Annotated in this window: 12 protein-coding genes; 11 read left to right on the forward strand and 1 reads right to left on the reverse strand. The window is 61.0% G+C overall.

The features are described from left to right. The first annotated feature begins 239 nt into the window (after positions 1–239). The 11 genes from glpD (at position 240) to ACYP2Q_RS22655 (ending at position 10,896) form a co-directional block, all read left to right on the forward strand. Positions 240–1,778 (forward strand): glycerol-3-phosphate dehydrogenase, encoded by a 1,539-nt coding sequence (glpD, locus tag ACYP2Q_RS22605; RefSeq protein ID WP_459732545.1) that lies wholly within the window; start codon positions 240–242, stop codon positions 1,776–1,778. A 303-nt stretch (positions 1,779–2,081) separates the two neighbouring features. Then, on the forward strand, positions 2,082–2,996 hold the full coding sequence (locus ACYP2Q_RS22610; RefSeq protein ID WP_459732546.1) for a glutamate/aspartate ABC transporter substrate-binding protein: 915 nt from the start codon (positions 2,082–2,084) through the stop codon (positions 2,994–2,996). 194 nt (positions 2,997–3,190) lie between these two features. Further along, positions 3,191–3,937 carry an amino acid ABC transporter permease gene (locus tag ACYP2Q_RS22615; RefSeq protein WP_020800742.1) on the forward strand — a complete coding sequence of 249 codons (747 nt, stop codon included), beginning with the start codon at positions 3,191–3,193 and terminating at the stop codon, positions 3,935–3,937. Beyond that, entirely contained in the window at positions 3,937–4,608 is a 672-nt protein-coding gene (locus tag ACYP2Q_RS22620; RefSeq protein ID WP_459732547.1) for an amino acid ABC transporter permease, read from the forward strand. The genes ACYP2Q_RS22615 and ACYP2Q_RS22620 overlap by 1 nt, the downstream gene beginning before the upstream one ends. Next, the gene (locus tag ACYP2Q_RS22625) at positions 4,605–5,339 is read left to right on the forward strand and encodes an amino acid ABC transporter ATP-binding protein (protein WP_459732548.1); all 735 of its coding nucleotides are present in this window, start codon (positions 4,605–4,607) and stop codon (positions 5,337–5,339) included. Before ACYP2Q_RS22620 ends, ACYP2Q_RS22625 begins: the two co-directional genes overlap by 4 nt. Before the next feature lie 148 nt (positions 5,340–5,487). Next, positions 5,488–7,389 (forward strand): two-component sensor histidine kinase AauS, encoded by a 1,902-nt coding sequence (gene aauS, locus ACYP2Q_RS22630; protein WP_459732549.1) that lies wholly within the window; start codon positions 5,488–5,490, stop codon positions 7,387–7,389. Next, positions 7,386–8,714 (forward strand): two-component response regulator AauR, encoded by a 1,329-nt coding sequence (gene aauR / locus ACYP2Q_RS22635; protein ID WP_459732550.1) that lies wholly within the window; start codon positions 7,386–7,388, stop codon positions 8,712–8,714. The genes aauS and aauR overlap by 4 nt, the downstream gene beginning before the upstream one ends. Before the next feature lie 20 nt (positions 8,715–8,734). Continuing rightward, entirely contained in the window at positions 8,735–9,064 is a 330-nt protein-coding gene (locus tag ACYP2Q_RS22640; protein WP_459732690.1) for a GlpM family protein, read from the forward strand. 131 nt (positions 9,065–9,195) lie between these two features. Next, positions 9,196–10,116: an arginase gene (locus ACYP2Q_RS22645; protein WP_459732551.1), complete on the forward strand. Its 921-nt coding sequence runs from the start codon at positions 9,196–9,198 to the stop codon at positions 10,114–10,116. Beyond that, positions 10,113–10,487 (forward strand): DMT family transporter, encoded by a 375-nt coding sequence (locus ACYP2Q_RS22650; protein WP_077185238.1) that lies wholly within the window; start codon positions 10,113–10,115, stop codon positions 10,485–10,487. Before ACYP2Q_RS22645 ends, ACYP2Q_RS22650 begins: the two co-directional genes overlap by 4 nt. A gap of 10 nt (positions 10,488–10,497) precedes the next feature. Next, a complete protein-coding gene (locus tag ACYP2Q_RS22655) occupies positions 10,498–10,896 on the forward strand; it encodes a DMT family transporter (RefSeq protein ID WP_459732552.1) in 399 nt (132 codons plus the stop codon). Between the two features lie 139 nt (positions 10,897–11,035). Here ACYP2Q_RS22655 and ACYP2Q_RS22660 read toward each other — a convergent pair whose 3' ends face one another. Beyond that, entirely contained in the window at positions 11,036–11,797 is a 762-nt protein-coding gene (locus ACYP2Q_RS22660) for a MipA/OmpV family protein (protein WP_459732553.1), read from the reverse strand. Positions 11,798–11,821 lie beyond the last annotated feature (24 nt).

Below are 11,821 nucleotides of genomic sequence, written 5' to 3' on the forward strand. Positions count from 1 at the left end.
GCTTGCCGGCGATGGCAATCTGAAGCCGCCATCGCCGGCAAGCCGGGCTCCTACAGAACTTCTTGCGACACCCTCTTCTTTGCAAAATGTTCGAATATTTTCCTTTAGCCGCCCTTCGATCAGTTTTTTCAATCGAATGCGACTGGCTGCGGGCGTCTTTATGGGCTAAGATTTTCGCAAATGAACATAAATGTTCGAATTCAAATACAGAAAATCAAAGAATTCCGAGGCCTTAGCCGATGCCCACTTCTACTTTGCCTACGCCTCCTCTCGCCGAGGTCTACGATATCGCCGTCATCGGTGGCGGCATCAATGGCGTAGGGATCGCGGCAGATGCCGCCGGTCGCGGTCTCTCGGTGTTCCTTTGCGAAAAGGATGACCTGGCCAGCCACACCTCGTCAGCCAGCAGCAAGCTGATCCACGGTGGCCTGCGCTACCTCGAACATTACGAATTCCGCCTGGTGCGCGAAGCCCTGGCCGAGCGCGAAGTGCTGCTGGCCAAGGCCCCGCACATCGTCAAGCCGATGCGCTTCGTCCTGCCCCATCGCCCGCATCTGCGCCCGGCCTGGATGATCCGCGCCGGCCTGTTCCTTTATGACAACCTGGGCAAACGGGAAAAACTGGCCGGTTCGAAAAGTCTCAAGTTCGGCCCGGACAGCGCGTTGAAAAGCGAAATCACCAAGGGTTTCGAATATTCCGACTGCTGGGTCGACGATGCGCGCCTGGTGGTATTGAACGCCATGGCAGCCCGGGAAAACGGTGCCCACGTCCACACCCAGACCCGCTGCGTCAGCGCGCGTCGCACCAAAGGCCTGTGGCACCTGCATCTGGAACGCGCCGATGGCAGCCTGTTTTCGATCCACGCCAAGGCACTGGTGAATGCGGCCGGCCCCTGGGTCGCCAAGTTCATTCGTGACGACCTGAAAATGGAATCGCCGTACGGCATTCGCTTGATCCAGGGCAGCCACCTGATCGTGCCAAAGCTGTACGAAGGCGATCACGCGCACATCCTGCAAAACGAAGATCAGCGCATCGTCTTCACCATTCCATACCTCAATCATTTCACCCTGATCGGCACCACCGACCGTGAGTACACCGGTGATCCGGCCAAAGTGGCGATCACCGAGGGCGAAACCGATTACCTGCTGCAAGTGGTCAACGCCCACTTCAAAAAACAGATCAGCCGCGACGATGTCGTGCACAGCTATTGCGGCGTTCGTCCGCTGTGCAACGACGAGTCCGACAACCCGTCGGCCGTCACCCGCGACTACACCCTGGCGCTGTCGGGCAGCGGCGAGGAAGCGCCGCTGCTGTCAGTGTTCGGCGGCAAGCTGACCACCTACCGCAAGCTGGCGGAATCGGCGCTTGCGCAACTGGCGCCGCACTTCCCGCAGATCAAGCCAAGCTGGACCGCCACCTCGACCCTGCCGGGCGGCGAAGACATGAGCACGCCGCAGGCGCTGAGCTCGCTGATCCGCGACAAGTACGACTGGATCCCCAGCGAAATCTCGCGGCGTTGGGCCACCACCTACGGCAGTCGCACCTGGCGCATGCTCGAAGGCGTGCAGAGCCTCAATGACATGGGCGAACACATTGGCGGCGGCCTCTATACCCGTGAGGTCGATTATTTGTGCAGCGAAGAGTGGGCGACCAGTGCCCACGACATTCTGTGGCGCCGCAGCAAACTCGGCCTGTTCACCACCCCCGAGCAACAGCAACGGCTCGCCGATTATCTGAGCAAGGTCGAGCAGAACCGCAGCAAGATCGAAGCGGCCTGATCTCCCCCCTTTTGTAGGAGCCCGGCTTGCCGGGCTCCTACAGATGCACATTCGGTTTTCCGAACGCGACTTGGCGGTCAATTCGGTAAACCGGATTCCCGCTGCCCCCCAATGCCCTCCATAAATATTTAATCTCCTTATAAATCAACATATTAAGTCTGACTGCCTGGCCTGGCACGAGTCATGCTCTACACTCTTGGACGAATGCCTGTTTCGCCAACACTTCAGGAGCCGTCAGGCATTCGAAGCACAAAAGGGCCGAAGAACTGGCTCCATAAAAAAAACAAAGTCGAGGAAAATTTGATGCGCATCGTTCCCCATATCCTGGGCGCAGCCATTGCTGCCGCTCTGATCAGCACGCCAGTTTTCGCCGCCGAACTCACCGGCACCCTGAAGAAGATCAAAGAGTCCGGTGTCATCACCCTCGGGCATCGTGACGCTTCCATTCCTTTCTCCTACATCGCGGACGCTTCCGGCAAACCGGTCGGCTACTCCCACGACATCCAGCTGAAAGTCGTCGAAGCCCTGAAAAAAGACCTGGACCTGCCGAACCTGCAGGTCAAGTACAACCTGGTCACCTCGCAAACCCGTATTCCGCTGGTGCAGAACGGCACCGTGGACCTGGAATGCGGCTCCACCACCAACAACGTCGAGCGTCAGCAGCAAGTTGATTTCTCCGTTGGCATCTTCGAAATCGGTACTCGCCTGCTGTCCAAGGCAGACTCCAAGTACAAGGATTTCCCGGATCTGGCTGGCAAGAACGTCGTGACCACCGCCGGCACCACGTCCGAGCGCATCCTCAAGGCGATGAACGCCGACAAGCAGATGGGCATGAACGTCATCTCCGCAAAAGACCATGGCGAATCCTTCCAGATGCTGGAAACCGGCCGTGCCGTGGCCTTCATGATGGATGACGCCTTGCTGGCCGGTGAAGCGGCCAAGGCCAAGAAAGCCAGTGACTGGGCCGTGACCGGTACTCCACAGTCCTACGAAATCTACGGCTGCATGGTGCGCAAAGGCGACGAGCCGTTCAAAAAGGCCGTGGATGACGCCATCAAGGCCACCTACGCTTCGGGCGAAATCAACAAGATCTACGAAAAATGGTTCATGCAGCCAATTCCACCAAAAGGCCTGAACCTGAACTTCCCGATGAGCGACGAGCTCAAGGCCCTGATCGCCAATCCGACCGATAAAGCGGCTGACGACAAGAAGTCCTGATTTCTGACTAACCTTATCTCCTGAGAGGGCCTCGGCCCTTTCGGGAGGTTGTCACTCCCTGCTGGCATTTTTTGGAAACACTCGAACCGGTGGCTGTCGAGCCGGGAGCGTGTGCCTGATCGTAAAGATCAGGCGGGAACGGAGCTTCCCCCAAGCGGGTACCTGTACATCGATCGATCTGAGGGGAGACCCTAATGAATTACAACTGGGACTGGGGCGTGTTCTTCAAGTCCACCGGCGTTGGCAGCGAGACCTATCTCGACTGGTACATCGCCGGCCTGGGCTGGACCATCGGCATCGCCATCGCGGCCTGGATCATTGCCCTGACACTGGGTTCGATCCTGGGTGTCATGCGTACCGTGCCAAACCGCATCGTATCGGGCATCGCCACCTGCTACGTCGAACTCTTCCGTAACGTGCCGCTGCTGGTACAGCTGTTCATCTGGTACTTCCTGGTACCCGACCTGCTGCCTGCAGACCTGCAAGAGTGGTACAAGCAGGACCTGAACCCGACCACCTCGGCCTTCCTCAGCGTCGTCGTGTGCCTGGGCCTGTTCACCACCGCCCGCGTTTGCGAACAAGTGCGTACCGGTATCCAGGCGCTGCCCCGCGGCCAGGAATCCGCTGCCCGCGCCATGGGCTTCAAGCTGCCGCAAATCTACTGGAACGTGCTGCTGCCCCAGGCCTACCGGATCATCATTCCGCCGCTCACCTCGGAATTCTTGAACGTCTTCAAGAACACCTCAGTGGCCTCGCTGATCGGTTTGATGGAGCTGCTGGCGCAGACCAAACAGACCGCCGAGTTCTCCGCCAACCTGTTCGAAGCCTTCACCCTGGCCACGCTGATCTACTTCACCCTGAACATGAGCCTGATGTTGCTGATGCGCCTGGTCGAGAAGAAAGTCGCCGTGCCGGGCCTGATTTCCGTAGGGGGTAAATGATGGAATTCGATTTCTCGGGCATCATCCCGTCCCTGCCGGGCCTGTGGAACGGCATGCTCATGACCCTCAAGCTGATGGCCATGGGCGTGATCGGCGGGATCATCCTCGGCACCATCCTGGCGCTGTGCCGCCTGTCGCACAACAAGCTGCTGTCTAACCTGGCTGGCGCGTACGTCAACTACTTCCGCTCGATCCCGTTGCTGCTGGTGATCACCTGGTTCTACCTGGCGGTACCGTTCGTGCTGCGCTGGATCACTGGCGAAGACACCCCGATCGGTGCGTTCACCTCGTGCATCGTGGCGTTCATGATGTTCGAAGCGGCGTACTTCTGCGAAATCGTCCGCGCCGGTGTGCAGTCGATTCCCAAGGGCCAGATGGGTGCCGCCCAGGCGCTGGGCATGACCTATGGCCAGATGATGCGCCTGATCATCCTGCCGCAGGCGTTCCGCAAGATGACTCCGTTGTTGCTGCAGCAGAGCATCATCCTGTTCCAGGACACCTCGCTGGTGTACGCCGTCGGCCTGGTGGACTTCCTCAATGCTTCGCGCGCCAGTGGCGACATCATTGGCCGCTCCAATGAGTTCCTGATCTTCGCAGGTCTCGTGTACTTCATCATCAGCTTTTCCGCCTCGCTGCTGGTCAAGCGTCTGCAAAAAAGGTTCGCCGTATGATCTCTATCAAAAGCATCAACAAGTGGTATGGGGACTTCCAGGTACTGACTGATTGCAGCACCGAGGTCAAGAAAGGCGAAGTGATCGTGGTGTGCGGACCGTCCGGTTCCGGCAAATCGACCCTGATCAAATGCGTCAATGCCCTGGAACCGTTCCAGAAAGGCGACATCGTGGTCGACGGTACGTCCATCGCCGACCCGAAGACCAACCTGCCGAAACTGCGTTCGCGGGTCGGCATGGTGTTCCAGCATTTCGAACTGTTCCCGCACCTGACGATCACTGAAAACCTGACCATCGCCCAAATCAAGGTGTTGGGCCGCAGCAAGGCAGAGGCCACCAAGAAAGGCCTGCAACTGCTGGAACGTGTCGGCCTCTCGGCGCACGCCCACAAGCACCCGGGCCAACTGTCCGGCGGTCAGCAGCAGCGCGTGGCGATTGCTCGTGCGCTGGCGATGGACCCGATCGTCATGCTGTTCGACGAACCGACCTCGGCGCTGGACCCGGAAATGGTTAACGAAGTGCTGGATGTGATGGTGCAACTGGCCCACGAAGGCATGACCATGATGTGCGTGACCCACGAAATGGGCTTCGCCCGCAAAGTGGCCGACCGCGTGATCTTCATGGACGCCGGCAAGATCATCGAAGACTGCAAGAAAGAGGATTTCTTCGGCGACATCAGCCACCGTGCCGAGCGTACGCAGCACTTCCTCAACAAGATTCTGCAACACTGATAAGCACGCCGCTCCGTTGTAGGAGCCGGCTTGCTGGCGATCCAGGCGACACGGTCTGACTGACCGATCGCTTCGCCGGCAAGCCGGCTCCTACAGGGGGTCGGTGCACGGTTCAGATTTGTGTTGTGGTTGACCCAAGGCATCTGTGATGAAATGCGACCCCAATCTCTATCGCGCCACGTCGCCATCACTCGCCGTGAAACCCCGCCTGATTCGCCATCTGTTTCTCCCACCGCTGATCATCGCGCTGATGATCGGACTGGGTTACATCGGCTTCTGGACCAGTGAACACTATGGTATCCGCAGCCTCGGCGAAAACGGCCAGCGCCAGCTGGAACTGCATGCCCGCGCCGTCGAAAGCGAGATCAGCAAATACACCTACCTGCCCAGCCTGCTGGAACTCGAAACCAGTGTTTCCACGTTGCTGGCCGACCCGACGCCGGAACACCGGCAGGCCGTCAATGATTACCTCGAAGGCCTGAACCGGCGCAGCCGCAGCCGGGCCATCTATGTGATGGACACCACTGGCCGAGTGATGGCCACCAGCAACTGGCGCGATGTCGACAGTTATCTGGGCGAAGACCTGTCCTTCCGTGCCTATTTCCAGAATGCCGTACGCGGCCAGCCCGGGCGCTTCTATGGCATCGGCAGCACCAACGGCGAACCCGGTTACTACCTGGCCCATGGCCTGGAGGAGCACGGCAAGATCATCGGCGTCGCGGTGGTCAAGGTGCGCCTCGAAACCATGGAAGAACGCTGGCAGCGAGCGCGCCTGGAAGCCTTCGTCAGCGACGAGAACGGCATCATCATTCTCTCCAGCGATCCGGCGCGACGCCTCAAGTCTGTCGTGCCGCTGAGCGAAGACACCAAGGAAAAGCTCGCCCGCAGCCTCCAGTACTACTGGTTCCCGCTCAACGAACTGCAACCGCTGGCCCGGGAAACCCTGTCCGAGGGCGTGGAAAAACTCACCTTCCCCGCCAATAGCGAACTGGTCTCCGATGCCGAAAACATCAGCTACCTGTCGCAAACCCGGCCCTTGAGCGATACGCCGTGGAATTTCACCCTGCTCACGCCGCTACAGGATTTGCGCCGCGAAGCGATTAACCAGGGGATCCTGGTCGCCGTGGCGTTTGCCTTGGTGGCGTTCCTGCTGATCGCCTGGAACGAGCGGCGCAAGGTGATCGCCACCCGCCTGGCCGCCCGGGAAGCCTTGCAGGAAGCCAACAATCAACTGGAGCGTCGGATTACCGAACGCACCACCGACCTGCGCGCCAGCAACGAACGGCTCAAGGGGCAGATCCGCGAACGCCGGCACGCCGAAGAGACGCTGCGCCGTGCCCAGGATGAACTGGTGCAGGCCGGAAAACTTGCCGCGATTGGCCAGATGTCCACCAGCATCGCCCACGAATTGAACCAGCCGTTGGCGGCGCTGCGTACCCTGTCCGGCAACACCGTGCGTTTCCTGGAGCGCGGTCAACTGGACGTGGCCAGCACCAACCTCAAGACCATCAACGAATTGATCGACCGCATGGGCCGCATCACCGCCAGCCTGCGCTCCTTTGCCCGGCGCGGTGACGACAAGGGCCAGGCCTGTCTCGGCAAAGCCGTGGATGCGGCCTTGCAATTGCTCGGTGCGCGCGTGGAAAACGCCCATCTGCAATTGCATCGCCACTTCGACGATGTGCAGGTGCGGATCGACCAGACCCGCCTGGAGCAAATCCTGGTCAACCTGATCGGCAACGCCCTGGACGCCATGCAGGCGCAACCGCAGCCGGAATTGTGGCTCGAGGGCGAAGTCTTCGAGGGTAAATATCGGCTGCGTGTGCGGGACAATGGCCACGGCATTGACCTGGACGCGCGCAAGCACCTGTTCGAACCGTTTTTCACCACCAAGCCCGGCGAACAAGGCCTGGGCCTGGGCCTGACCCTTTCCGCGAGCCTGGCCGCCGCCACTGGCGGTCACCTGGGTGTCGAACATCCGGCCAGCGGTGGTACCGCTTTCGTCCTCAGTTTACCGTTGGTAAGCCCCACTCCCGCTGAGCCAATATGAACAACGACCTTAGTGTATTGATCGTCGAAGACGACCCCCATGTGCTGCTCGGCTGCCAACAGGCGCTGACCCTGGAAGACATTCCCTGCATCGGAGTCGGCAGTGCCGAGGAAGCCCTGGAACGGGTCGGCGACAACTTCGCCGGCATCGTCATCAGTGACATTCGCCTGCCGGGCATCGATGGCCTGGAACTGCTGAACCGACTCAAGGCCCGCGACCGCAGCCTGCCGGTGGTACTGATTACCGGGCATGGCGATATCTCCATGGCCGTCGGCGCCATGCAGAAAGGCGCCTATGACTTCATGGAGAAACCCTTCTCGCCCGAACGTCTGGTGGATGTCGCCCGCCGCGCCCTGGAGCAACGCAGCCTGGCACGGGAAGTCTCGTCGTTGCGCCGGCAACTGGCCGAGCGCGACTCCCTCGAAGGGCGGATCATCGGCCGCTCGCCGGCCATGCAGAACCTGCGCGAACTGATCGCCAATGTCGCCGATACTTCGGCGAACGTACTGATCGAAGGCGAAACCGGCACCGGCAAGGAACTGGTCGCGCGCTGCCTGCATGACTTCAGTCGTCGGCACACCCGGCAATTCGTCGCGCTCAACTGCGGCGGTCTGCCGGAAAACCTCTTCGAAAGCGAAATCTTCGGCCATGAAGCCAACGCCTTCACCGGCGCCGGCAAACGGCGGATCGGCAAGATCGAGCACGCCGACGGCGGCACGCTGTTCCTCGACGAAGTGGAAAGCATGCCCCTGCCCCTGCAGATCAAACTGCTGCGGGTGTTGCAGGAACGCACCCTCGAACGCCTCGGCTCGAACCAGAGCGTGGCGGTGGACTGCCGGGTGATCGCGGCGACCAAATCCGATCTCGACGAGTCGAGCAAGGCGGGAGAATTTCGCAGCGACCTGTACTACCGCCTCAACGTGGTGACCCTGGAATTGCCACCCCTGCGTGAGCGCCGCGAAGACATCCTGCAATTGTTCGAGTACTTTTTGCAGCAGTCGTCCTTGCGCTTCGACCGCACCGCGCCGGAACTGGACAACCAGACCCTGTCAAACCTGATGAGCCACGACTGGCCAGGTAACGTGCGCGAACTGCGCAACGTCGCCGAGCGATTTGCCCTGGGCCTGCCGGCGTTCAAGAAACCCGGCGCGGGCGGCAGCGCCCAAGGCCTGGCTTTCGCTGAAGCGGTGGAGGCCTTCGAGCGCAACCTGCTGGGCGATGCCTTGCAACGCAGCGGCGGCAACCTGACCCAGGCCAGCCTGGAACTGGGCATGGCCAAGACCACGTTGTTCGACAAAGTGAAAAAGTACGGCCTGAGCCATTAAGCGAGACCTGTGTGGACCTGATACTCAAAGCAGCCCTGGGCGCGGCGGTGGTGGTGATCCTCGCCGCCTTGGCCAAGACCCGAAACTACTACATCGCCGGGCTCGTGCCGCTGTTTCCGACCTTTGCGCTCATCGCCCATTACATCGTCGGCAAGGGCCGTTCGCTGGATGACTTGAAGACCACCATCGTGTTCGGCATGTGGTCGATCATTCCGTACTTCATCTACCTGGCGACCCTCTATGTGATGGTTGACCGCCTGCGCCTCGAGGCCTCGCTGGCCGTCGCGGCCGTGGCGTGGTTGATCGCAGCGACGGCGTTGGTCAGCGTCTGGGTTCGCCTGCACGGCTGATCGCCCCCCTTTCATGAGTGCCTGCAGTCGCTGGCCCGTCCCTTGCATTTACCCCTCAAAGCCCCTCGGCCGGCCTTCATGCTCGATGATGCCGGTGTCCGGGAGGGGTCTGCCAAGGGTGAATGCTGACCTTGAACATTCTAGATCTCGACCACAGCCTGACGGCCCAGGCACCGATCGCGCAGCTGCTCGACAGCGGCCGCGCGAAACGCCTGGACCTGCTCGACCTCGGCCCGAAACTGCGGCTTTGGTCCAGCGAACGCACCTGGCGGCGTTTTTGCGAACGCCTGCGACAACGCCCCCGGCACAGCGGTCCGCAGCCGGAAATATTCTTCGTCGGCTCCGGCGACTACCACCATTTGACCCCGGCCTTTCTTGCCGATTTGCCGGAGCCAACCAGCCTGATCCACTTCGACAACCATCCCGACTGGGTCCGGTTCGCACCGCGCCGGCATTGTGGATCATGGGTCAACCAGGCGCTGAAGCTGCCGAATATCCAGCGCATCGTCACCCTCGGCCCCTGTAGCGACGACCTGCAAAATCCACAGCTCAAGGGTGGCAACCTGCAAGCGCTCAGGCGCGGCGAGTTGCAACTGTTTCCCTGGCAGCATGCACCGTCGAGGATCTGGGGGCTGATCGGCGATGGTCCCGGGCATCGACAACAGGAAAACCTGCTGCACTGGCACAACCTGGCCGGGCTGGACTGGCCGGCATTCCTCCAGCAACTGATCGCCAGCCTGCCCACGCAAACGGTGTGGATCACGATCGACAAGGATGTGCTGGCCAGCGAGGACGCCGCCACCAATTGGGACCAGGGCTCGATGCGTCTGAGTCATCTGTTGCTGGCGATTCGCATGCTGGCAGCCGGTAAACGCATCCTCGGCATCGACGTCTGTGGCGACTACGCCAGACCGGGCTTCAGTAATGCCCTGAAGCGCTGGGAGGCCAGGTCCGACCAACCCCCGGCCGAGCGCTGGTGCGAAGCCGATCTGTTGCGCAATGCCGCGAGCAACCAGGCCCTGATCGACTTATTGGAGGAGCTGTACCCATGACCTTCACCGTGATCGTGCTGGTGGCGATTTCCATAGTGCTGGACGTCATCGGCCAGCTCTGTTTCAAACTCGGCCTGGACCGCTTGCCGGAGCTCGAAGGCGGGTTTCGCCTGAATGCATTCTGGGGCCAGGTATTCAGCGCACCGCTCCTGTGGTGCGGGGTCGGCGCCTACGTGATCGAGTTTTTCATCTGGCTCGAAGCCCTGTCCAGGGCACCGCTGAGCCTGTTGTTTCCGGCGGCGGCGCTGGCGTATTGCGGTGTGGTGCTGGCGGGCAAGGTGATCCTCGGCGAACACGTCAGCCGACGACGCTGGCTCGGCACGCTGGTGATCACGGCGGGCGTCATGCTCGTGTGTGCCGTCAATGCATGAAGATCGAACAATGATCCGTAGCAAGGCCGACTGGCTGCACGAACGCCTTGGCACCCTTGTCCTGTGGGCACTGTTGATCGGCCTGGAAAGCGCAGGCCAGATCGCGACCAAGGTCGGTGGCGATCAACTGGGGCAAATGGACTTCAACCTGCAATGGCTGCTGGCGGTGGCAGGAAACACCGGGGTCTGGCTGGCCATTGCCTGCTACATCGGTGCGTTCTTCGTGTGGATGCTGATTCTGCGACGCAGCAGTCTGTCCCTGGCGTTTCCGCTGAGTTCTTTGGTGTTTGTCGGGGTGCTTTTGGGATCGTGGCTGGGCCTGGGCGAGCAGATCAGCTTACTTCATTGGGTAGGCGTAGCGGTCATCATGGCCGGGATCGTGATGTTGGCTGGAGGTCAAGAGACCTGACCATCGCCATTGCCCCCTGTAGGAGCTGGCTTGTCGGGTCGCCGCATCGCAGCGAAAGCGGCGTGCCTGACACACCGCGTCGCATGGATCGCCAGCAAGCCGGCTCCTACAGATCGGGGTTCTGGCAGCGATTCGGGGGTCAGTCGAACTTGTAGGCAATCGCCACCTGCGCTTCACCCTGGTTGGTGGCGCCAACGGCTTTGACGATACTGCTGTCCGCCGCCGAACCGGTCAGGTGAATCCAGCTCGCGCTGGTCAGCAGCGACCAGTGCAGTGCCAGGGGAAACTCGAAGCTCTGGGTCAGCGCCACGTTCTGCAGCCCGCCATCTGCGTTGTAGCGAGGTATCCCCGAGGCCTGTGATTCTTCGGCACTGACGCCGAACCAGGTCTGTGTCTGTCGGGCATCAGCGAAATGCGCCGTCAGGTTGGTGCTGCCGATCACGCCGCCTCCCACCGGATAACCCACCTCGCCACCGACCCGACCCAGCCCCCCACCCTGCCCGCTGCGGCCGCCGACCGCTTGACCAATCGAGGCAAATACCCGCCAGAAATCAGCCGGAGCGTACTGCACGAACCCGCCCACCTCGCCCATGTCCGGCACATCGCGCAGGCCTTGCAACTGACCGTTCGAAGTCCGGCCCCGCAGGTAATTTACGAACGGCCCGGCGCTGAAACCGTTGGCCTGGAACGCATCCCAGGTCAGCCCGTCGTCGGTACTCAGGCTGACATCGCGCCAGTCCAGATCGAGGTAGGGCACGGGCCGGGTTTCGTAGCGGCTGCCAGTCGGGTCATGGGGTTGAAAGCTCAGGCCCAAGCCGACTTCACCGCTGATGGCATCGGCGCGGGCGTTGATTGAAAGGCAGGTCAGCGCTGCAAACAGCGCAAGGGTAATCCTCGACATGAGGCGATTCCTGGAACGGGACAT

Source organism: Pseudomonas sp. MHK4, assembly GCF_054600775.1.